The organism is Marinobacter sp. RI1 (assembly GCF_041155085.1).
Classification (GTDB): domain Bacteria; phylum Pseudomonadota; class Gammaproteobacteria; order Pseudomonadales; family Oleiphilaceae; genus Marinobacter; species Marinobacter nauticus.
Window position 1 is genome coordinate 3,154,177 of sequence record NZ_AP031605.1, and the last position, 21,579, is coordinate 3,175,755.

17 protein-coding genes are annotated in these 21,579 nt (G+C 56.7%); 3 read left to right on the top strand and 14 right to left on the bottom strand.

Features of this window, described 5'->3' with window-relative positions; translation table 11 throughout:
• Window positions 1-79: 79 nt before the first annotated feature.
• Window positions 80-3,709 (bottom strand): bifunctional proline dehydrogenase/L-glutamate gamma-semialdehyde dehydrogenase PutA, encoded by a 3,630-nt coding sequence (gene putA, locus ACAM27_RS14280; protein WP_369612170.1) that lies wholly within the window; start codon window positions 3,707-3,709, stop codon window positions 80-82.
• Window positions 3,710-3,908: 199 nt separating this feature from the next.
• Here putA and ACAM27_RS14285 point away from each other — a divergent pair, with 199 nt between their 5' ends.
• Together ACAM27_RS14285 and ACAM27_RS14290 are read left to right on the top strand one after the other, a co-directional pair.
• Window positions 3,909-4,361 carry a winged helix-turn-helix transcriptional regulator gene (locus tag ACAM27_RS14285; protein ID WP_011785524.1) on the top strand — a complete coding sequence of 151 codons (453 nt, stop codon included), beginning with the start codon at window positions 3,909-3,911 and terminating at the stop codon, window positions 4,359-4,361.
• A 1-nt stretch (window position 4,362) separates the two neighbouring features.
• The gene (locus tag ACAM27_RS14290; RefSeq protein ID WP_369612171.1) at window positions 4,363-5,499 is read left to right on the top strand and encodes a glycerate kinase; all 1,137 of its coding nucleotides are present in this window, start codon (window positions 4,363-4,365) and stop codon (window positions 5,497-5,499) included.
• On the opposite strand, the gene ACAM27_RS14295 is transcribed toward ACAM27_RS14290, so the two are convergent.
• Entirely contained in the window at window positions 5,488-6,129 is a 642-nt protein-coding gene (locus ACAM27_RS14295) for a Crp/Fnr family transcriptional regulator (protein WP_369612172.1), read from the bottom strand. The two genes, ACAM27_RS14290 and ACAM27_RS14295, sit on opposite strands and share 12 nt — an antisense overlap.
• A 112-nt stretch (window positions 6,130-6,241) precedes the next feature.
• Between ACAM27_RS14295 and ACAM27_RS14300 the strand changes: the two genes are divergently transcribed.
• Window positions 6,242-6,430 carry a DUF2892 domain-containing protein gene (locus tag ACAM27_RS14300; RefSeq protein WP_011785527.1) on the top strand — a complete coding sequence of 63 codons (189 nt, stop codon included), beginning with the start codon at window positions 6,242-6,244 and terminating at the stop codon, window positions 6,428-6,430.
• A gap of 90 nt (window positions 6,431-6,520) precedes the next feature.
• On the opposite strand, the gene ACAM27_RS14305 is transcribed toward ACAM27_RS14300, so the two are convergent.
• From ACAM27_RS14305 to ACAM27_RS14360, 12 genes are all read right to left on the bottom strand, one after another.
• Window positions 6,521-6,886 (bottom strand): MerR family transcriptional regulator, encoded by a 366-nt coding sequence (locus ACAM27_RS14305; RefSeq protein ID WP_011785528.1) that lies wholly within the window; start codon window positions 6,884-6,886, stop codon window positions 6,521-6,523.
• Window positions 6,867-7,169, bottom strand: coding sequence for an integration host factor subunit alpha (gene ihfA, locus ACAM27_RS14310; RefSeq protein WP_011785529.1), 303 nt, complete (start codon window positions 7,167-7,169; stop codon window positions 6,867-6,869). Before ihfA ends, ACAM27_RS14305 begins: the two co-directional genes overlap by 20 nt.
• Before the next feature lie 3 nt (window positions 7,170-7,172).
• Complete coding sequence (pheT, locus tag ACAM27_RS14315) at window positions 7,173-9,545, bottom strand: phenylalanine--tRNA ligase subunit beta (protein WP_369612173.1); 2,373 nt, start codon at window positions 9,543-9,545, stop codon at window positions 7,173-7,175.
• Window positions 9,546-9,607: 62 nt separating this feature from the next.
• Window positions 9,608-10,606 carry a phenylalanine--tRNA ligase subunit alpha gene (gene pheS / locus ACAM27_RS14320; protein ID WP_011785531.1) on the bottom strand — a complete coding sequence of 333 codons (999 nt, stop codon included), beginning with the start codon at window positions 10,604-10,606 and terminating at the stop codon, window positions 9,608-9,610.
• Between the two features lie 137 nt (window positions 10,607-10,743).
• Window positions 10,744-11,097 carry a 50S ribosomal protein L20 gene (rplT, locus tag ACAM27_RS14325; RefSeq protein ID WP_011785532.1) on the bottom strand — a complete coding sequence of 118 codons (354 nt, stop codon included), beginning with the start codon at window positions 11,095-11,097 and terminating at the stop codon, window positions 10,744-10,746.
• A 50-nt stretch (window positions 11,098-11,147) separates the two neighbouring features.
• Window positions 11,148-11,339, bottom strand: a complete 192-nt coding sequence (gene rpmI / locus ACAM27_RS14330; protein WP_007151842.1) for a 50S ribosomal protein L35 — start codon at window positions 11,337-11,339, stop codon at window positions 11,148-11,150.
• Window positions 11,340-11,431: 92 nt separating this feature from the next.
• Complete coding sequence (gene infC, locus ACAM27_RS14335) at window positions 11,432-11,977, bottom strand: translation initiation factor IF-3 (protein WP_081432078.1); 546 nt, start codon at window positions 11,975-11,977, stop codon at window positions 11,432-11,434.
• Window positions 11,974-13,899: a threonine--tRNA ligase gene (gene thrS, locus ACAM27_RS14340; protein WP_014420984.1), complete on the bottom strand. Its 1,926-nt coding sequence runs from the start codon at window positions 13,897-13,899 to the stop codon at window positions 11,974-11,976. The genes infC and thrS overlap by 4 nt, the downstream gene beginning before the upstream one ends.
• 151 nt (window positions 13,900-14,050) lie before the next feature.
• The gene (locus ACAM27_RS14345; RefSeq protein ID WP_369612174.1) at window positions 14,051-16,651 is read right to left on the bottom strand and encodes a TRAP transporter permease; all 2,601 of its coding nucleotides are present in this window, start codon (window positions 16,649-16,651) and stop codon (window positions 14,051-14,053) included.
• 80 nt (window positions 16,652-16,731) lie between these two features.
• Window positions 16,732-17,715, bottom strand: coding sequence for a TAXI family TRAP transporter solute-binding subunit (locus tag ACAM27_RS14350; protein WP_222534572.1), 984 nt, complete (start codon window positions 17,713-17,715; stop codon window positions 16,732-16,734).
• Window positions 17,716-17,902: 187 nt separating this feature from the next.
• Window positions 17,903-20,290, bottom strand: coding sequence for an RND family transporter (locus tag ACAM27_RS14355; RefSeq protein ID WP_011785537.1), 2,388 nt, complete (start codon window positions 20,288-20,290; stop codon window positions 17,903-17,905).
• Window positions 20,291-20,336: 46 nt separating this feature from the next.
• A complete protein-coding gene (locus ACAM27_RS14360; RefSeq protein WP_023010629.1) occupies window positions 20,337-21,485 on the bottom strand; it encodes a YCF48-related protein in 1,149 nt (382 codons plus the stop codon).
• Window positions 21,486-21,579: the final 94 nt, after the last annotated feature.

Below are 21,579 nucleotides of genomic sequence, written 5' to 3' on the forward strand. Positions count from 1 at the left end.
ATGGTAACGCGAATGGCTCGCAACAGAAACGCGAGGAAAGGAAAAGCCGGGGGAAGCCATCCCCCGGCCCAAACCGGCTTTATTCAGCCGACGCAATCAGGCTGGCGTTACCGCCGGCCGCTGTGGTGTCGATACACAGATGCCGCTCAATCACGTAGCGTTGATCCAGCTTGTGTTCTGTGATCACCGGCAACAGCGCGCCATCACGCTTACTCAGCGCCATGCGATACTGCTTGAGCAGCGGCTTCTCGGCTACGCTCACCACCGCTTCAAAGCCGGTCAGATGGCTCAGAGCGTCCGGATCCAGCATGCCATCGCTGGCAACAACCGGAAGGCCCGCCTTGATGGCATCCGCCAGTGCCTTCTCGGCGCCCGGTGCAATCACCACCACCTTGTTACCCTGCGACAGGGCGGTGCCGGCCTGCTCAACGGCAGACTCGGCGTCTGGGCCAAGGCACAGTACCAGGCCGCGACCATGGCAGGACAGATGGTTCTGCTCGCCCGTCGGCCCCGGCATCTCCTCGTAGCCTTCGTCCAGAGGCGCCGGCACCTTGCCGAAGAAGGGCTCCAGCAACGTCTGACGACCTTCCGCCTCCGGTACCGCTACTTTGGCCAGCTTGTCGATCAGCTTCTGGGCCTTGTCGGTACTGAGCACCTTGTCACTGGACTGAGCAGGCTTTTCAACCACCTCACCCCGCAGGAAGCGGCGCACGTACTGCGGGCCACCGGCTTTCGGCCCGGTACCCGACAATCCCTCGCCACCGAATGGCTGGGAACCGACGATGGCGCCGATCTGGTTACGGTTCACGTAGGTGTTGCCCACCTTGATGCGGCTGGCAATGTGCTCGATCCGGCGGTCAACGCGACTGTGGATACCGAAGGTCAGGCCGTAGCCCTTGGCGTTGACGGCATCAATCACCTTGTCGATGTCCTTGGCTTCAAACGTGGCCACATGCAGAACCGGGCCGAAAATCTCCTCTTCCAGTTCTTCAATTCCGCTCACCTGAAGCACTGCCGGCGATACAAACAGGCCCTTTTCCGGTACGTTCAGTTTCTTGAGCAGCTTGCCCTGCTGCTCGAATTTCTGGCAATGGTCGGTAATCTTCTTGCGGGCATTTTCGTCGATCACCGGGCCCACATCGGTCGACAACTGCCACGGATCACCAATACCCAGTTCCTCCATGGCACCGTAGAGCATTTCCAGCAGATTATCGGCAATGTCCTTCTGCACATACAGCATACGAAGTGCAGAACAGCGCTGACCGGCACTCTGGAAGGAGGATGCCAGCACGTCACGCACCACCTGCTCCGGCAACGCGGTGGAATCCACGATCATGGCGTTCAGGCCACCGGTTTCTGCCACCAGCGGTGCATCCGGCTCCATGTGTTCAGTCATGGCCTTGTTGATCCGCTGCGCCGTGGCGGTTGAACCCGTGAAACACACGCCGGTCACCCGGGCATCTGAGGTCAGTCCGGAACCCACGGTGGCGCCGGTACCAGGCAATAGCTGGATCGCAGCCCGGGGGATGCCCGCCTGATGCATCAGCTCCACGGCCCGGAAGGCCAGCAGCGAGGTTTGTTCTGCCGGCTTGGCCACCACCGCGTTACCGGCCGCCAGGTTCGCCAGAATCTGGCCAGTAAAGATCGCCAGCGGGAAGTTCCAGGGCGAGATGCAGCACATCACACCACGGGCTTCGCCATCATTCTTGTAACGAATGCCTTCATTGGCATAGAACATGGCAAAATCCACGGCCTCACGAATCTCGGCCACGGCATCCAGCAGGGATTTGCCTGCTTCTCGGGTGGTCAACGCAAACAGCTCGTGCACGTTCTCTTCGTAAAGGTCACCGACCTTACGGATCATGGCCGCACGCTCTTCCGCCGGTACAGCAGACCACTGTTTGAAGCCCTCCTGAGCGGCGTCCAGAGCCGACGAAATATCCGCCTCTGAGGTATAGGTGATGTGGCCAACCAGGTCGTCCGGGTTTGCCGGATTCCGTACTTCGACCACCTCATCACTCACGGAATCTACCGCCAGCACCGGGCCGCCCTTCCACTGATGGCTCTTGTAACGGTTACGACCTTCATCAATCTCGGCCACCGTCACCGGATCCGTAATATCCCATCCTTTGGAGTTTCGACGCTGCTCACCAAAGATTTTCGACGGGTGGACAATCGCTTTGCTGGACAGGTTTTGGCCAAGGCCCACCACCACGTCAATAGGGTCTTTGGCGATTTCTTCCGGGGTGATGCTGGTATCCACAATCTGGTTAACAAAGGAACTGTTGGCACCGTTCTCCAGCAACCGGCGAACCAGGTAAGCCAGCAGGTCTTTGTGGGCGCCCACCGGCGCGTAGATCCGGCAAGGCACACCACTGTCCTCCAGAACCTGATCGTGCAGGGATTCCCCCATACCATGCAGGCGCTGGAATTCGAATTTATCCCGACTCAGATCCTTGGCCAGTTCCAGCACCGCTGACACCGAATGGGCATTGTGGGTGGCGAACTGCGGGTAGATACGGTCGGTCATGCCCAGAAGCTTGCGAGCACCGGCCAGGTAAGCGACGTCGCTGCAGGCCTTGCGGGTGAAGACCGGAAAGTCTGACAGGCCCATCACCTGGGCACGCTTGATCTCGGCATCCCAGTAAGCACCTTTAACCAGCCGCACCATGATGCGGCGATCCAGTTTTTCAGAAAGCGCATAGAGCCAGTCGAGGGTCTGCGAGGCGCGCTTGCCGAACGCCTGGACCACAACACCAAAACCTTGCCAGTCTTTCAGTTCCGGGTCGGACAGGATGGCCTCAATCACATCCAGGGAAAGATCAAGACGATCCTGCTCTTCGGCATCAATATTGAAGCCCATGTTGGCCGCTGCTGCCTTTCTGGCGAGCTTGAGTGCCCGGGGCATGAGTTCATTCATCACCCGCTCTTTATGCCCGTACTCATAGCGTGCCAGCAGCGCTGACAGCTTCACCGAGATACCCGGATTCGTTCTTACATCGCCTTTGCAGCGCTTGCTGATGCTGTCAATGGCATCAGAGTACGCCTGGTAATAACGCTGAGCATCGGCATCGGTGCGCGCCGCTTCGCCCAGCATGTCATAGGAATAGGTATAGCCCCGCTCTTCCTGGGACTTGCCGCGGTCCTGCGCCTCTTCAATGGTACGACCCAGTACAAACTGGCGCCCCATTTCCTTCATGGCCTGGCCCGCCACGGTGCGCACAACCGGTTCGCCCAGGCGCTTTACCAGCTTACGCAAGGTATCACCCACACTCTGGCGCTCGGAATCTTTCAGCAGGTTGCTGGTCATCAGCAGGGCCAGGGTGGCCGAGTTGATCATTCCGGATTTGGCTTTGCCCACGTGGGCGCCCCAGTTGCCAGAGGTGATCTTGTCTTCGATCAGGTCCTGGATGGTGAGGTTGTCGGGTACCCGCAACAAAGCCTCCGCCAGGCACATGAGAGCCACACCTTCTTTGGTGGTCAGCCCATATTCGGCGAGAAACTTTTCCATGATGGTCGGGCGTGCGCTGTTGCGGACATCCCGCACCAGCTCTGCCGCCCGGGCCGAGATCGCCTTTCGGGTTTCATCCGACAACTGGGCCTCAGCAATCAGCCGGTGAATCACTTCATGTTCATCTGCCAGGTAGTTTGCACGGATCGCCTGGCGAATGTCGTTAAGTTCCGGTGCCACAGATTGCTGAAGACTCATGGTGTACCCTCCTGATTGTTTGAATACTGACCGCATTTTAGCGAAGCAGGTACATGCAATTAGCCTGTTCAGCATCAAAATAGATTATTATTTTCCTTTTTTAGTACCCTAAAAATTATCTATAAGCCTGCACTTTCGCTAATATTGGACGTTTCGGCCTTTTAAAAAAATTCATCCACTATCTCAAAGGATAGCAGTCATGGCAGATCTCGACAGAATCGATCTTTCCATCATCCGGGAACTGCAGAAGAACGGCCGTATTACCGTGACAGACCTTGCTTCCCGGGTCGGTTTATCAAAGACTCCCTGTCAGGTACGAATGAAACGGCTGGAAGATCAGGGATACATTACCGGCTACAGCGCCATGGTGAATCAGACCAAGCTGGGGCTCTCTCATGTTGCGTTCGCCCAGGTCACCCTGAATGACACCAGCAGCAAGGCACTGGCGGCGTTCAATGAGGCCGTCCGACAAATCTCCGCGGTGGAGCAATGCCATATGATGGCCGCGAATTTCGACTATCTTCTGAAAATACGTACCCGCAACATGGCTGAATACCGCCAGGTTCTGGGAGAACAGATCTCCAGTCTGCCCCATGTACTCCAGACCAGCACCTTTGTCGTGATGGAAAACGTTAAAGACCGAGGACAGTAAGATGCGGATCGTTGTTGCCCCCGACTCTTTCAAGGAATGTCTCTCAGCGCAGCAGGTTGCCTCTGCCATCGCCCGTGGATGGCGCAACGCTGCCCCGGCGGATAAGATTGTAGAAATCCCCCTCGCCGATGGGGGTGAAGGAACCACAGTGGCACTGACAGAGGCTCTGGGCGGGCAACTGCATACGGTGGCCGTCACGGGCCCGCTGGGTGAGCGTATCGAAGCCCGCTTTGGCCTGGCCAATAACAACGAAACCGCCGTCATCGAGGTAGCTGAAGCCAGTGGCTTGCATTGTGTACCCGCCGGGGCCCGTGATGCGCTCCGGGCAACCAGCCGTGGTACTGGAGACTTGATTCTGGCAGCCCTGAAACACCGGCCGAAAACATTGATCATGGGCCTGGGAGGAAGCGCCACAACGGATGGCGGCGCTGGTATGTTACAGGCTCTGGGGGCGCGCCTGCTGGATAACCAGGGCGAGGAAATCGGGCCCGGCGGTGCGGGCCTGGCACGACTGGCCACGGCAGACCTTGAACCTGCGATTCGCAGACTCAACGGCATCCAGTTGATTGTGGCCTGCGATGTCACCAATCCGTTGCTGGGCCCGGAGGGAGCGGCAGCGGTTTTCGGGCCACAGAAAGGCGCCAATGAAGACGACGTTCGTCAGCTGGACGCCAGTCTTGCGCATTTTTCCCGTCTGGTTAAGGCGCAGGGCCTGGACATTGCCAGCTTTCCCGGCAGTGGCGCGGCCGGGGGTATCGGTGGCACGGTCAAGGGTATTCTGGGCGCCCGACTCCAACCGGGAATAGAGCTGGTGATGGAAGCCGTCAAACTGGAGCAGCATATCCGCAACGCGGATCTGGTGATCACCGCGGAAGGTGCCATCGATGCTCAAAGCGCCTTTGGAAAAACGCCGGCCGGCGTGTCCAGACTGGCACATGCCTGCGGTGTACCAGTGATTGGCCTGTGTGGAAAATTAGGGGCTGAACTGGCTCCGCTCCATAGCGTTGGGTTAACAGCGGCTTTCTCGATCACCCCCGCGCCCATCACCCTGACGGAAGCCTATGGCCGGGCAGAAGCGAACCTCGAGAAGTCTTCAGAACAGCTGGCGCGCCTGGCGCACAGTTTATCACGCAGGTGAAGCGGTTTTCCGTAATCCGGTGAGTTCTACCCGGCCGCGGGCCAAACGAACCTGGCCCCGGCGTTCAAGCTCTTTAAGCAGTCGGCTGACCACTTCCCTGGCCGTTCCCAGCTCCACGGCCAGCTCCTGATGGGTAATATTCAGTACACTCTGACCAGCAGCCGCACGGACCTGAAGCCACTCCTCCAGACGCTCATCCATGCGGTGAAACGCTACTTCTTCAACCAACAACATCAGATCGTCAAGACGACGGCCATAGGACTCCATAATCCCCAGCCGGAACTCTGCCGACTGATCCATCAGCCGATCGAATAATCCGCGCGGGATAATGGCGGCTTCTGCCTCATCTTCAACGATGGCTTCAGCCCGGTAGCCACGCCCCGTCATCAGACAGCCAATGGACAACGTGCAGATATCGTCAGCGCCCATACGGTAGAGCACGATGCTGTGGCCAGATGCTCCGGTCATCTGCACCTTGATACTGCCATCCAGCACCAGGGGAAGCCCCCGGCAATGTTCTCCGGCACTGAACAGCACCTGCCCGGGAGGGAAACGCATGGCCTGGAGACCCTCCAGGACATCTTTGCGCAGGGAGTCGTGTAGTGTGTCGAGAATACTGTGCCTGGCCATTCCGCATTGCCTTGTATCGAAAGTCGTCTGCCTGTGTGACTTTATCACTGAACCCGGCCAATAACAGGCCTATAGTCAAACCATCATCCGACATCACACAGGAGAGACCAAGATGACGGTAAACATGGGTTCCGCTGATCGTATTATTCGTGCCATCGTGGGTGTTGTCCTGCTGGCCCTGGTCTTTGTTGGCCCTCAGACACCCTGGGGCTGGATTGGCATTGTACCGCTGGCCACAGCACTGGTGGGTAACTGCCCTGCCTATTCCCTGCTCGGCATCAAGACCTGCAAAACAAAATAGGCCTGCAAGCTCCAGAAACACAAAGGCCAGAGCAGCTCGCGCCACTCTGGCCTTTTGTCGTTCTTCAATGCAGACAGGCTTACGGCTGCCTCAACGCACCGGCGTGTTCAGCACATCCAGCACTTCCTCAAGCTCGGTGATCATCTGACGGATCAACTGCTTGTACTGTGAGGTATCATCCTTCACTTCGCTGCTGCTGAGCTTCTGTTTGGCACCACCAATGGTGTAGCCCTGATCGTACAGCAGGCTGCGGATCTGGCGGATGGTGATCACATCCGCGCGTTGATAGTAACGGCGATTGCCCCGGCGCTTGACCGGCGACAGCTGCGGGAATTCCTGCTCCCAATAGCGCAACACATGCGCCTTGACCGCACATAGCTCGGCTACTTCACCAATGGTGAAATAACGCTTCCCCGGAATAACCGGGAGCTCATTGTTATGACTGGGTTCCAGCATACGCTTCTACTTTCTGCTTCAGTTTCTGACCTGGTCGAAACGTAACTACGCGCCGTGCACTGATGGGAATTTCCTCACCCGTTTTCGGGTTCCGTCCCGGTCGCTGCTTCTTGTCCCTGAGATCGAAGTTGCCGAAACCCGACAACTTCACCTGCTCGTTGTGGCTGAGTGCGCCTCTGATTTCGTCGAAGAAAGCTTCCACCATTTCCTTGGCTTCCCGCTTGTTAAGCCCCAACTCCTCGTACAAGCGCTCCGCCATGTCCGCTTTCGTCAAAGCCGCCATCTGTCAACTCCTCAGTGTTGCCCCCAACTCTTCTTTCAGGGCATCGATAACCCCGTTGAAGAGCGAATGCACTTCGTCCTCGTTAAGCGTGCGTTCAGGATGCTGCCAGAACAGGCTCAGAGCCAGGCTTCGGTTACCCTCACCCAGGCTTTCACCTTCATAGACATCAAACACACGCAACGCCGTGAGGTGCTCGCCAGCATGTTTACGGGCCACATGTTCTACCTGGGCGAACGCCACATCGCTCCCGATAATGATAGCCAAATCCCGGCGAACTTCCGGGAATTTTGAAATATCTTTGAAATTAGGCACATAACCGGCAACGATCGAATTCAAGAATAGCTCAAACATCAGGATCGTGCCATTAAGTTCAAGATTTTTCTGAACTTGTGGATGCAGTGCACCCAGCCAGCCCACATGCTCGCCATCCCTCAACAGTTCCGCCGTCTGGCCCGGATGCAGCGCAGGGTGCTGGCTGGCAATAAAATCAACCTCGATGCCAAGCAGTCGGAACAGGCTTTCCAATTCCCCTTTTACATCAAAGAAATCCGTGGTTCTGCGACCGTTTACCCAGTTTTCGGGATTCTGGTTACCAACCACCACCCCTGCCAGCATCGGCTGCTGACTGATGCCATCGGCATCCTGAACGAATCGCAAACCGGTCTCAAACAGACGAATACGGGGCTGCTGCCGGTTCTGGTTGTAGCCCACGGTTTTAAGCAGGCCGCTCCACAGCGTCGTGCGCATCACCGAAAGATCCGACGAGATGGGATTGGCCAACGCAATCCCCTCACGTTCCGGATCCACCAACTGTTGAACCTTGGGATCAACAAAGCTGTAGGTCACCGCTTCCTGGTAGCCCTGGGCGACGAAAAAGTTACGCACGACAGACAACGGCCGAACCGCTTCTTCCCGGGCCCGCAGCCCAAGCGAGCCGGTTGGCTCGGTGACCGGAAGATTGTTGTAACCAAAAATGCGACCGACCTCTTCGATCAGGTCTTCTTCGATGGAAATATCCGGCCGGAAGCTGGGCACACTGATACGCCAGCCGTCTTTCAACAGCTTGTCGATGTGCAGACCAAGCCGGCTGAGAATCTCTTCAACGGTAGTGCGGTCAATTCTAAGCCCCAACACATCCGCCAGGCGCTGCTCACGCAGATCAATCACCCGCGCCTTTGGCAGGTGATCCTTGCTGGCGACCTCGACAATTTCGCCGGGCTCACCCCCGACAATAGCCATCAGCAGACCGGTTGCCCGCTCCATGGCATCCCGTGCCACCTCATAATCCACGCCCCGCTCAAAACGGTGGGAGGCATCTGTATGCAAGCCATATTGACGAGCCTTGCCGGCCAGCGTGATCGGGGCAAAATAGGCGGATTCAAGCACCAGATCCCGGGTTTTCTCACTCACCCCGGAATGCTCGCCCCCCATCACACCGGCAATGGCCACTGGCTTCTCGTGGTCGGCAATCACCAGCGTTTGCGGAGTAAGCTCGACCTCCTGACCGTCCAGCAGTACCAGTTTTTCGCCCGAGCCAGCCATACGCACAACAATCCCACCTTTGATCTCATCCCGGTCAAAGGCATGCATGGGCTGGCCCAGTTCCAGCATGACGTAGTTGGTGACATCCACCGCCGCATCAATGGAACGGATACCGGAACGACGCAGCTTCTCCTGCATCCAGAGCGGCGTTTCTGCCTGCAGATTGACGTTGCGCAGAACACGCCCCAGATAACGGGGGCAACCCTCAGGGGCTTCCACCCGGATATCAGGCACTTCCGAGTGCACCGCTTCCACAGGCGGAATGGAAGGCGCATTGGTGACCAGGCTGTTCAACACGCCCACTTCCCGGGCCAGGCCCTTGATGGACAGACAGTCGCTGCGATTCGGGGTCAGATCCACATCAATGGTGATGTCATTGAGCTTCAGATAGTCAGCCGCCGGCTGCCCAACCGGGGCATCCTCCGGGAGCTCCATCAGGCCGTCATGGTTATCGGACAAGCCCAGCTCGGATTCCGAACACAGCATACCCTCGGAGGGCTGGCCCCGGAGCTTGGCTTTCTTGATCTTGAAATTGCCGGGCAGTACAGCGCCCACCTCGGCAAAAGGCACCTTCAGCCCGTCGCGAACATTGGGGGCACCACAGACCACCTGCACGGTCTGCTCGCCATTGCTCACCTGACACACCCGCAGCTTGTCGGCATCCGGATGGGGCGCAACGGAAATAACCTCACCCACAACCACCCCGGAAAATTCGCCAGCCACGGCCTCAAAGCCGTCGACTTCCAGCCCGGCCATGGTGATCTGGTCCATCAACTCCTGAGAGCCAATGTTCGGGTTTACCCACTCGCGCAGCCACTGTTCACTGAATTTCATTATCCTGGTCCTGTCCTGATTCGGTTGATTCTGAGCCTGTTACGCCAATTCCTGGTGTCGTATCAACGGAACTGACGAAGGAAACGCAGGTCGTTTTCGAAGAACATACGCAGGTCTTTTACTCCATAACGAAGCATGGCCAGGCGCTCGACACCCAGACCAAAAGCAAACCCGCGATATTCCTCGGAATCAATACCGCAATATTCGAACACTTTCGGATGCACCATGCCGCAGCCCATCACTTCCAGCCACTTGATGCTGCCATCCGGCTCACGTCCCCATTCAATATCCACTTCCGCCGATGGCTCGGTGAACGGGAAGTAGGAGGGACGGAAGCGAACTTTCAGATCCCGCTCAAAGAACACCCTGAGAAATTCCTCCACGGTACTTTTCAGGTCCGCGAAGCTGACATTCTTCTCCACCAGCAGACCTTCCACCTGATGGAACATAGGGGTGTGAGTCATATCGGAATCACAACGATAGACCCGTCCGGGGCAGATCATGCGGAACGGTGGCTTGCCTGCCTCCATGGTCCGAATCTGTACCGGTGAGGTGTGGGTTCGGAGCAAGGTACCCGGATTGAAATAGAAAGTATCGTGCATGGCACGAGCCGGGTGGTGCCCGGGAATATTCAGAGCTTCGAAGTTGTGGTAATCGTCTTCGATTTCAGGCCCCTGCTCTACGCTATAACCGGCACGGGCAAAGATTTCCTCAATGCGCTGCAGGGTGCGGGTTACCGGATGCAAACCACCCAGGTCCTGCCCCCGTCCCGGCAGTGTTACGTCAATGGATTCCGCCGCAAGCCTGGCTTCAATGGCCGCTTTCTCAAGGTCTGCCCGCCGTGCGTTGATGGCTTGCTCCACCTGCCCCTTGGCTTCATTGATCTTCTGGCCGGCCGCCGGGCGCTCCTCCGCAGAGAGCTTGCCCAGAGTTTTTGCCTGCTGGGTAATCACACCCTTTTTGCCGAGGTATTCCACACGAATTTGATCAAGCGCCTGCAGGTTGTCGGCCTTTTCTACGGCATTCAACCCGTCCTGAACCAGTTGCTCCAGGTTTTCCATTGACCCTGCTCCAAACCAGAAATGGGGTAGGTTAAAACAAAAATAGGGGAAGAGCGTGCCCTTCCCCTATCAGAAGGCGCCGTCATGAAACATGGGGCGCCCGGATCGATCAGCAATCGATGAAAGAGCTTAAGCGATCACAGGGACGCTTTGGCCTTCTCAACAACAGCGGCAAACGCCTGCTGTTCGTTCATGGCCAGATCGGCCAGAACCTTACGATCGATTTCAACATTCGCCTTCTTCAGACCAGCGATCAGACGGCTGTAAGACAGACCGTTTGCACGGGCGCCAGCGTTGATACGGGCAATCCACAGAGCGCGGAATGCACGCTTACGGTTGCGACGGTCACGGTATGCATACTGACCAGCCTTGATAACCGCTTGCTTGGCAACGCGGTAAACACGGCTACGGGCACCGTAGTAACCTTTGGCCTGATTGAGAATCTTCTTGTGACGACGACGTGCTACCACGCCACGCTTTACACGAGCCATACTTTAATCCTTCTACCTTTACTTTCTAAGGAATGATTCGCGCGGCTGAATCAGCACGCGGTCATGCGCTTGATAGACGCTACGTCCGACTTGGCGATGAGCTTGGTACCGCGCAGCTGACGCTTACGCTTCGGGCTCTTCTTGGTCAGGATGTGGCTGGTGAAGGACTGCTTGTGCTTGAAGCCAGTGGCGGTCTTCTTGAACCGCTTGGTAGCTCCGCTCTTGGTTTTCATCTTCGGCATTTTTAAAACTCCGCATTCTATTTTGGATAAACAATTGTGCCCCTGAACGACAAATCCCCCGCTAATGCGGGGGACCCGTCACGGGATCAGGTTCACTTCTTCTTGCGGGGTGCGATAACCATGGTCATCTGCCGGCCTTCCATTTTCGGCCGCATCTCAACCTGGGCTATTTCTGCCACATCTTCCTCAATCCGCTGCATGAGCTTCATACCAATTTCCTGGTGTGCCATCTCACGTCCACGGAACCGGATTGTGATCTTGCCGCGGTCCCCGTTCTCAAGGAAACGTACCAGGTTGCGTAGTTTGACCTGATAATCCCCTTCTTCCGTTCCTGGTCGGAACTTCAGCTCTTTGACCTGCGTCTGCTTCTGCTTTTTCTTGGCAGCCGCCTTGGCCTTTTTCTCTTCAAAGATCTTCTTGCCGTAGTCCATTATCTTACAGACGATCGGATCGGAATCCGTAACCTGTACCAGATCCAGGGTCGCCTCTTCCGCCATACGCAGGGCGTCTTCGATCGGAACAATCCCGACCTGATTGCCTTCGGCATCAATCAGTCGGACTTCAGTTGCGTCAATATTCTCATTGATAGGCGCCTTGGGTGCGCGCCCACCCCGATTCGCTCGCTGTTTAATAATCAGATCTCCGTTTTGGTTCTACCTTTGCGCTCGACGTCGGCTGCAAGCAGCTTTTCAAAATCGTCGACCGACATGGTTCCCAGGTCTTCGCCCTTACGTGTCCGGACGGCAACGGCGTTGTTCTCGATTTCTTTATCGCCAACAACAACCAGATAGGGAACCTTATTTAGAGTATGCTCGCGGATTTTAAAGCCGATCTTCTCGTTTCTCAAGTCAGCATTAACCCGATAGCCTAAAGAATCCAGTTTTTTGGCCAGATTCTGACAGTAATCACGCTGTTTATCGGTAATATTCAGGACAGCAACCTGTGTCGGTGCCAGCCAGGTTGGGAAAGCACCCTCGTACTCCTCGATCAGGATACCGATGAAGCGCTCAAAGGAACCCAGTACAGCCCGATGCAGCATAACCGGCGTTTTGCGCTCGGAATTGTCGGCCACATACTGCGCCCCCAGACGACCCGGCATCGAGAAGTCGACCTGGATGGTACCACACTGCCACACCCGACCGAGGCAATCTTTCAGAGAAAACTCGATCTTCGGGCCGTAGAAGGCACCTTCGCCCGGCAACAGCTCCCAGTCAACCCCTTCACGGTTCAGCGCCTGCTCGAGCGCTGCCTCGGATTTGTCCCAGACTTCGTCCGACCCGACCCGCTTTTCAGGGCGGGTGGACAGCTTGTAAAGGATTTCACTGAAGCCGAAGTCCGCATATATCTCGTGCAACATGGCAATAAATGCAGACACTTCTTCCTGGATAGCATCTTCCTCACAGAAGATATGGGCATCATCCTGGGTAAAACCACGCACCCGCATCAGTCCATGCAACGCGCCAGAAGCTTCATTCCGGTGGCAGGAGCCAAACTCGGCCAGGCGCAGCGGCAGATCCTTGTAGCTCTTCAGGCCCTGATTAAACACCTGCACGTGACACGGACAGTTCATGGGTTTGATGGCGTAATCGTGCTTCTCGGACTCAGTGGTAAACATGTCGTCCTTGAACTTGTCCCAGTGGCCGGACTTTTCCCACAGGGTCCGCGACACCACCTGAGGTGTCTTGATCTCCTTGTAGCCATGCTTATGCTGCTGGGCACGCATGTACTGTTCCACCTCCTGATAGAGGGACCAGCCATCCGGATGCCAGAACACCATACCCGGGGCTTCTTCCTGCATGTGGAACAGGCCCAGCTTCTTGCCAATCTTGCGATGATCCCTTTTTTCAGCTTCTTCCAGGCGGTGCAGGTAGGCCTTGAGGTCTTTCTTGTTACCCCAGGCAGTACCGTAGATACGCTGCAGCTGCTCATTACTGGTATCGCCACGCCAATAGGCACCGGCCACCTTGGTCAGCTTGAAGGCCTTGAGCTTACCGGTGCTGGGCACGTGAGGACCACGACACAGATCGATGAAGTCGCCCTGACGATAGAATGACAGGTCTTCCTCTCCCGGAATGTCTTCGATGATGCGAACCTTGTACTCCTCGCCCATCTCGTTAAACAGCTTGATCGCTTCGTCCCGGGACATAATGGAGCGGGAAACCGGCAGATCCTGTTTCGCGAGTTCTTCCATACGCTTTTCAATGCGCGCCATGTCTTCATTGGTAAACGGGCGCTCATATTTGAAGTCGTAGTAGAAGCCGTTCTCGATTACCGGACCGATGGTGACCTGGGCGCCAGGGAACAGCTCCTGAACCGCCATGGCCATCAGGTGAGCAGTGGAGTGGCGAATAATATCCACGCCGTCTTCATCACGCTCCGTCACAATCGCCAGCTCTGTATCGTTTTCAATCAGGTGGCTGGTATCCACAAGCTTTCCGTTAACCTTTCCGGCCAGGGCCGCTTTGGCCAGGCCCGCGCCAATGTCTGCGGCAACGTCGTGTACGGTTACGGGTTCAGCAAAACTGCGATGACTGCCATCTGGCAGGGTAATGACGGGCATGATGATCTCCTCGTGGTTTCTCAGCGGTGATCTATACCAAAGATCACTTGGTTGCCGGGCTGCGCGACACAAACCGCGAGCCGGATTTGAGGGCGAGTCTAACAGAAAAAAACCCGGCAGCAACGCCGGGTTTTTACGGAGCCGAAGCCAATCAGGCCGGCTGGGGTTGGGCATCCTCCCGTGCCTTGCGCCTGAGCTGTCCGAAAGCGACCAGGCCCAACAGTAAAAGTGCCGGGATAAACATCAACTCTTTTGGTGGCCGCTCCAGCTCAATCTGTACTGCATCAATGGTCCAGCCAAACTGGATACCGGCATCTTCCGCGGCACTGCCAAAGTTGACGAAATCCACCACCAGATCACCGCCCTGCTCTGACACTTCCAGGCCTGCACCCGCCAGGCGCTCCTGCGCGGTTTCACCTTCAGGGATCTCAAGCTCGACGTAGGTGGTGACATCACTGCCATCCAGCGCCATGCCTGACACCTTCAGCACCACCTCACCGTCAGCAGGCACATCCGCCACATATTCCATAACGGCTGTCCCCGGCCGTTCTTCGTTCGGCGGATAGATCATGTCCCACCAGAAACCGGGCCGGAACATGGTGAAGGTAATCAGCAACAACAACAGGGTTTCCCACTTCCGGCTCCGGGTGAACCAGAAGCCCTGAGTTGCCGCCGAGAACACCAGCATGGCCGTGACGGCACTGAACACCGTAACCAGCAGATCAAACCAGCCAGTCAGGCCAATCAACAACAGCTGCGTATTGAAGATGAACATGAACGGCAGGATGGCGGTTCGAATATCGTAGGTAAAACCCTGGACACCCGTTCGGATCGGGTCTGCCCCTGAGATTGCGGCCGCCGCGTAGGCGGCCAACCCCACGGGCGGCGTATCATCCGCCAGTATCCCGAAATAGAACACGAACAGGTGCACCGCAATCAGCGGAACGATCAGGCCATTCTGGGCCCCCAGGGTTACGATAACCGGCGCCATCAAGGTGGAAACCACAATGTAGTTGGCGGTTGTCGGCAATCCCATCCCCAGAATCAGACTGATCACAGCAGTGAAGATGAGCATCAGCAGCAGATTTCCGCCAGACAGGAATTCCACGAACTGAGTCATCACCAGGCCGATACCGGTCAGCGTCACCGTACCAACTACGATGCCGGCCGTTGCTGTCGCAACGCCGATACCCACCATGTTCCTGGCGCCGGTCGCCAGCGAATGGAACAAATCACTGATGCCGCCGGTGAACTCAGAAACCAATCCGCCATGCTTGCGGAAAAAGGCCTTCAGTGGCCGCTGGGTAATAACGATAAAGATCATGAACAAGGTCGCCCAGAAGGCAGACAGCTGGGGCGAAAAGCGTTCAACCGTCAGACACCAGACCAGCACCACCACCGGCAGCAGATAGTAGAGCCCGGTTTTAACCGTGGGCCCCACCTCCGGCAACTCGGTCATCTCTTTGTTGGGATCGTCTTCCTCCAGCTCCGGGAATCGGGTGGCGTATCCAACCAGTCCCGCATAGATCAGAACCAGAATTGGCCCGAGCACCCAGGGCGCAGCCTCACCCAGCACCCCTTTGGTCCAGCCAACCCCGTAATAAACCGCGAAGGTCAGTACGATCAGGCCAATCAGAATGACCACCCAGTTCAGCATGCGCTGGGCCAGGGTTGGACGATTCAGCCGCTCTACCCCTTCCATCTTCAGCTTGCAGGCTTCCAGATGGACGATGTAAATCAGGGCAACATAGGAAATCAGTGCCGGCAGAATGGCGTGCTTGATCACCTCGAGATAGGAAATCCCCACGTACTCGACCATCAGGAAGGCCGCGGCCCCCATGATTGGCGGGGTAAGCTGGCCGTTGGTGGACGCAGCCACTTCAACCGCGCCGGCTTTGGTTGCCGGGAAACCGACCCGTTTCATCAGGGGAATGGTGAAGGTACCGGTGGTCACCACATTGGCGATGGAGGATCCGGAAATCACTCCACTCAGGCCACTGGAAACCACCGCCGCCTTGGCCGGGCCTCCGCGCATATGCCCCAGCATGGCGTAAGCCACCTTGATAAAGTAGTTACCGGCTCCCGCCCGCTCAAGCAAGGCACCGAACAACACAAACAGGAAAACAAAGCTGGTAGACACCCCAAGAGCAACCCCGAATACCCCCTCGGTTCCGAGCCATTGGTGGGAAGCCAGCTTGTTCAGGCTCACGCCTTTATGAGAAATCACATCCGGCATGTAAGGGCCGGCCAGTGAGTAGGCAATAAATACCGCCGCAACAATAGTCAGCGGGAGCCCAAGGGCCCTCCGGGTAGCTTCCAGCAGCAATACCAGGCCACCCAACGCCACCCAGAGATCCATGGTGGTTGGTGCCCCCGGCCTCTGCGAAAGAGCATCATAAAAAACATAAAGATAGGAAGCCGCAAATGCAGCAGCCAAAGCCAACACCCAGTCATATATGGGCACCTTGTTGGCATGCACCCCCTTGATCATCGGGAATGCCGAGAATGCAAGAAACACCGCAAACGCCAGATGGATTGAGCGCGCTTCGGTGGAATTGAATATTCCGAAATTCAGAATGAACGGCAGGGGTGATGCAATCCAGAGCTGGAACAACGACCAGCACACCGGAACGATGAACAGGATGACCGCTGCAGGCCCGGTCAGCGCCCGGCCTCCGGTTTCGGTCTGCAATACCTGTTCTACCTTGCTGGCATCCACTCCCGCCCCGGTACCGGGGTCATTCTTTGCCATAGAATGTTCCTGTGATGGGAAATAACCTTACTGAATCAACAGAGCGGGCCTCAGCCCGCTCTGTTGATATTCCTGGCCGATCAGTCGATTAGGCCAGCCTCGCGATAGTACTTGGCCGCGCCCGGGTGCAGCGGCGCACTCAGGGCATCAGAGACCATTTCTTCTTTCTTCAGGTTGCCGAAGGCAGGGTGCAGACGCTTGAAGCTGTCGAAGTTCTCGAACACGGCCTTGACCACTTCGTACACGACATCTTCCGGAACGTCAGTTGAGGAAACGAACGTAGCAGCCACACCGAAGGTAGTTACATCTTCGTCGGAACCACGGTACATACCACCCGGAATCACTGCCTTACGGTAGTAGGGGTTTTCCTTGATCAACGCTTCCGTCGCCTTGTTGTCAACGGCAACAATTACACTGTCACAGGACGTGGTGGCTTCCTTGATGGCACCGGAGGGGTGGCCAACGGTGTAGAAGAAAGCGTCAATGTTGCCATCGCACAGCGCCTGGGACTGCTCGGCAGCCTTGATCTCAGCCGCCAGCGAGAACTTATCCATGGTCCAGCCCATTTCATCCATCAGCACTTCTGCTGTGGCGCGTTGGCCAGAACCCGGATTACCCACAGACACGCGCTTGCCTTCCAGGTCTTCAAAGGCCTTGATGCCGGAACCTTTGCTGGCTACCACGGTGAACGGCTCAGGGTGCAGAGAGAAGACCGCACGCAGCTTCTCGTTTTTGCCCGCATCTTCAAACTGGCTGGTGCCATTGTAGGCGTGGTATTGCCAGTCGGACTGGGCAACAGCCAGATCCAGCTCGCCCTGGCGAATGGCGTTCAGGTTGTAAACGGAGCCACCGGTACTCTCAACCGAGCAACGGATACCATGCTCCTTGCGATCCATATTCACCAGGCGACAGATAGCGCCACCCGCCGGATAATAAACGCCGGTAACACCACCGGTACCGATGGTCACGAAGCGCTGTTCCTGCGCGGAAACCGCAGAGGACGCGGCACCCAGGCTCACGGCGGCTGCAACGGCAAAAGCGGACGCTTTGAGTTTCAGTGTCATGTGTGCTCTTCCTTTTCTTGATAGTTATAGTCGATTACCCGCACGGGTATACGGGCAAACATCCGGTTCGTTCTAGAACATAGAACACTTCTGGCCATAAATAAAGGAAGGATTAGCACGCTAACCAGCTGACCTATCAACAAAAAAGCCCGCACAGGCGGGCTTTTTTGCTGGTTCAGGGCGATTTTCAGGACTTCGCAGCCCGTGCTTTCGCCAGCATCTTGTCCGGGCGAAGCAGGAATCTCGCCAGGGCCGGCAGCAGCCAGATTGCCCCTACCATGTTCCACAGGAACATGAAGAACAGCAGGAAGCCCATGTCCGCCTGGAACTTGATCGGAGAGAATATCCAGGTCACAACACCAAGACCCAGAGTCACACCGGTAAAGATAACGGCCTTACCGGTGGAGCGCAGGGTTTCATAGTACGCCTCCTGCAGCGTCTTGCCCTCCAGCAGGAACTTTTCAAGTTTGCTGTAGATATAGATACCGTAGTCCACACCGATACCCACACCCAACGCAATCACCGGCAGCGTGGCCACCTTGATGCCGATACCGGACACCGCCATGATCGCCTCACACAGGATGGAGGTCAGGCCCAGCGGAATCACAATACAGGCCACAGCCCGGATGGAGCGGAAGGTCAGGAAGCAGAGCAAACTCACTACGCCATACACCAGCAGCAGCATCATGTCCTTGGCGTTCGAGATCACCTCGTTGGTCGCCGCTTCGATACCGGCGTTACCAGCTGCCAACAGGAAGGTATGCTCCTCGTTGCTGTTGGCATCGGCGAACTGTTCGACCCGCTCGACTACCGTTTCCAGAGTTTCCGCCTTGTGGTCTTCCAGGAACACCAGAACCGGCGTGAGGCTGCAGTTGGTATTGATCAAACCTGCCGGCGCGTCACGAATGGAGGCATTGATGATGGTCTGGTTGCGGGAAATCTCGTACCACTTCCAGTTACCCTCGTTCAGAGCCTTGGTAACCAGCTTGGAGACATCAGCCAGGGAGGCGGAGCTCTGCACACCCGGGGTGTTCTGCAGTTCCCACTGCAGACTGTCCATGGCCCGGAGTACGTTGTACTGGGTACATTGTTCTTCCGGGGTCTTCACCATCACCACAAGCACGTCAGCACTGGTGGAATAATTGTTGATGATGTAGGCGTTATCCTTGTTGTAGCGGGAATCCGGGCGCAATTCGGGCGCACCCTGGTCCAGGTCCCCCACTTTCAGGTCCTGCTTGTAGTACATGCCCAGCCCCAGGCCGATCACCGCGATCAGCAGGGAAATCGGCGCAACCCCCGGATGGGAGAAGTAGGACATGACCCGCCACTTGCGGTCCTGCTTTTCACCATGATTCTGAACATGCTGGACACCGCCTTTGGAGATGCCGATGTAAGACATGATCAGAACGTGCAGCACCAGGTTGGTGATAATGACGAACGCCACACCCAGACCGGCCGCCACAGCCAGATCACGAATAACGTCGATTTCAATAAACACCAACGTGAGGAAGCCGACAGCATCAGAAATCAGCGCCAGCATGCCCGGAATATAAAGAGCCCGGAACGCCAGACGTGCTGAGGTGACGGCATCGAAACCTTTGGCCGACTCAACCGCCATGGCATTAACGATCTGAACACCATGACTGATACCGATCGCGAACACCAGAAACGGCACCAGTACCGAGTATGGATCCAGGCCATAGCCCAGCAGCCGCAGGGCCCCCAACTGCCAGAACACGGCAATGATTGAGGTAAAGATCGGCACCAGTGTTCCGGCGATGCAGCGGGAATACCAGAACAGCAGCAGCGTGGTCAGCAGAATGGTAATGCCGGCAAACCAGGCAATGGAGCCGATGCCTTCAATCAGGTCCCCGACTTTCTTGGCGAAACCAACAATGTGGATATTGACGTTCGGATTCTGTGCTTCGTACTTCTCCCGGATCTTCTCTTCCAGCTCACGGGAGAATGCTGCGTAATCCAGAGCCTCGCCGGTTTCCGGATTTTTCTCATACAGTGGCGCATACACAATCGTGGATTTGAAGTTGTCTGAAATCAGACGGCCCACTTCGTTCGAACGCAATACGTTCTGGCGCAACTGCTCCAGGCTCTCCCGGGAGCCATCGTAGCCATCCGGAATAACCGTACCGCCCTGGAAGCCCTGCTCGGTAACCTCTACCCAGCGAACGTTCGATGTCCACAAGGTTTTCAGGCCGGAACGGTCCACCCCATTCAGATAGAACACCTCATCGGTGATCTGCTTGAGGGTTTCCATGTATTCGGCAGTAAAGATGTCGCCTTCTTCCACGGCAACCGCAATCCGGACAAAGTTACCCAGGTTGTCCAGGTCGTCCCGGTGATCCAGCATATTGACGATGTACGGATGTTCCAGCGGAATCATCCGCTCAAAACTGGCATCCGGCTGAATTTTGATGGCGTTGTAGCCAAGAAACAGCGTCAGCACAAAAAAGGCGACCAGGATCAGCGCCCGGTTGTTGAAAAGTAAACGCTCAAGGAACGGTTCCGCCTTGGGCGTTGTCAGGTAATGTTCACCCCTGTCATGCATCGGGTCAGACATTAAAAAACCCCTCTATCCATTAATCCGTTGATGCCACACCAGGGCGTTAATTCAGGTTCCGGCCGCGAGCGTCGGTAATCTCAACACCGCCTTCGCCGACCAGCAATAGATTGGTTCCCGGCAATGGAACCACACCCATGACACCTTCCCGGTCATTGCGGAAGTAGGGGCGGAAGCTTTCACCATTGTTGGTGCTCATCAGCACTGCGCCGCCATTTCCCACCAGGGTAATGCGTCCATCCTCGGCCACCGCCGCGTTATTCAGGGTGGCGCCGCCCTCATTGGGCACCATGGTCCAGCTACGGCCAAGATCGGTCGACAGCAGAGTGTTGCCCCGCAAGCCGAACGCCAGCACCTCGTTCACCCGTCCGGTTCCGGTGACGCCAAACAGGGAGCCATCGTATGGGCTTTCCCGCTTCTCCCAGGATTCGCCGCCGTCAACAGAAACGTGAATCTGACCAGCTTCACCGACCACCACCAGCGCGCCACCCGCTACCTCGGTGATGCTGTTGTAGTGGAAGTTGGTTGGGTTATCGAGTTTCGGCGCCCAGTCTTCCCAGGTCTGCCCACCATCCTGGGTTCGCAGAATCATGCCATAGGCACCCACCACAAAACCGTGGTTCTCGTCTTCGAACCAGACATCAAGGAACGGGTTAACCGGCCCGATTTCCATATCTGCCTGGGTGTTTTCGAGGGCGAAGAACAGATCGTCAAGCGCCCACTCCAGGTCAGCCTTCTCTTCTTCCGGAGCCTGTTCAATGCGCTCTTCCAGCTCAGCAATCTGGTCTTCCTTGCTGGCAATCACCAGCTCGGCGGCCTGAATACCATCGAGCTGCAGCTCCCAGGTCTCCCCGGAATCGCTGGAATGCAGCACAACACCGCTGTGGCCAACCACCCAGCCATGCTGCTCGGTGCCAAAATCAACGGCGGTCAACGTGACCGCCACCGGCACCTCGGCCTGCGTCCACGACTGGCCCTGATCGTCGGAATAGATTACGTGCCCACGCTCACCCACTGACACGATTCGATCGCCTGCGCGGGTTGCGTCGGTCAGTAGTGACTGGGGAGCCAGTTCTGTTGGCCTCGCCGGTGTCTCGATTATATCCGCGAGTGCAAATGCCGCTGGAGCTGCCAGTGCCATAGAGAGGCCAAGGCAGGCAGTTCCCAGTGTCTCGCACATGAACCTTTTAGCCATTCAGATTGCCTTTACGTTGGTTAAATCCTGATGCGCCTGCTGCACGACTGGCAGCAGCCTTCGCAAACAAACCGGCAGCCCCCTGGGCCGCCGG

What these genes read in the sequence shown, in the direction of transcription:
- ACAM27_RS14285 (WP_011785524.1), top strand. Translation starts at nt 3,909, where the DNA reads ATGGCAGATCTCGACAGAATCGATCTTTCCATCATCCGGGAACTGCAG.
- putA (WP_369612170.1), bottom strand. Translation starts at nt 3,709, where the DNA reads ATGAGTCTTCAGCAATCTGTGGCACCGGAACTTAACGACATTCGCCAG.
- ACAM27_RS14290 (WP_369612171.1), top strand. Translation starts at nt 4,363, where the DNA reads ATGCGGATCGTTGTTGCCCCCGACTCTTTCAAGGAATGTCTCTCAGCG.
- pheT (WP_369612173.1), bottom strand. Translation starts at nt 9,545, where the DNA reads ATGAAATTCAGTGAACAGTGGCTGCGCGAGTGGGTAAACCCGAACATT.
- rplT (WP_011785532.1), bottom strand. Translation starts at nt 11,097, where the DNA reads ATGGCTCGTGTAAAGCGTGGCGTGGTAGCACGTCGTCGTCACAAGAAG.
- ihfA (WP_011785529.1), bottom strand. Translation starts at nt 7,169, where the DNA reads ATGGCGGCTTTGACGAAAGCGGACATGGCGGAGCGCTTGTACGAGGAG.
- ACAM27_RS14355 (WP_011785537.1), bottom strand. Translation starts at nt 20,290, where the DNA reads ATGTCTGACCCGATGCATGACAGGGGTGAACATTACCTGACAACGCCC.
- pheS (WP_011785531.1), bottom strand. Translation starts at nt 10,606, where the DNA reads ATGGAAAACCTGGAGCAACTGGTTCAGGACGGGTTGAATGCCGTAGAA.
- ACAM27_RS14360 (WP_023010629.1), bottom strand. Translation starts at nt 21,485, where the DNA reads ATGGCTAAAAGGTTCATGTGCGAGACACTGGGAACTGCCTGCCTTGGC.
- ACAM27_RS14300 (WP_011785527.1), top strand. Translation starts at nt 6,242, where the DNA reads ATGACGGTAAACATGGGTTCCGCTGATCGTATTATTCGTGCCATCGTG.
- ACAM27_RS14295 (WP_369612172.1), bottom strand. Translation starts at nt 6,129, where the DNA reads ATGGCCAGGCACAGTATTCTCGACACACTACACGACTCCCTGCGCAAA.
- rpmI (WP_007151842.1), bottom strand. Translation starts at nt 11,339, where the DNA reads ATGCCGAAGATGAAAACCAAGAGCGGAGCTACCAAGCGGTTCAAGAAG.
- ACAM27_RS14345 (WP_369612174.1), bottom strand. Translation starts at nt 16,651, where the DNA reads ATGGCAAAGAATGACCCCGGTACCGGGGCGGGAGTGGATGCCAGCAAG.
- thrS (WP_014420984.1), bottom strand. Translation starts at nt 13,899, where the DNA reads ATGCCCGTCATTACCCTGCCAGATGGCAGTCATCGCAGTTTTGCTGAA.
- ACAM27_RS14350 (WP_222534572.1), bottom strand. Translation starts at nt 17,715, where the DNA reads ATGACACTGAAACTCAAAGCGTCCGCTTTTGCCGTTGCAGCCGCCGTG.
- ACAM27_RS14305 (WP_011785528.1), bottom strand. Translation starts at nt 6,886, where the DNA reads ATGCTGGAACCCAGTCATAACAATGAGCTCCCGGTTATTCCGGGGAAG.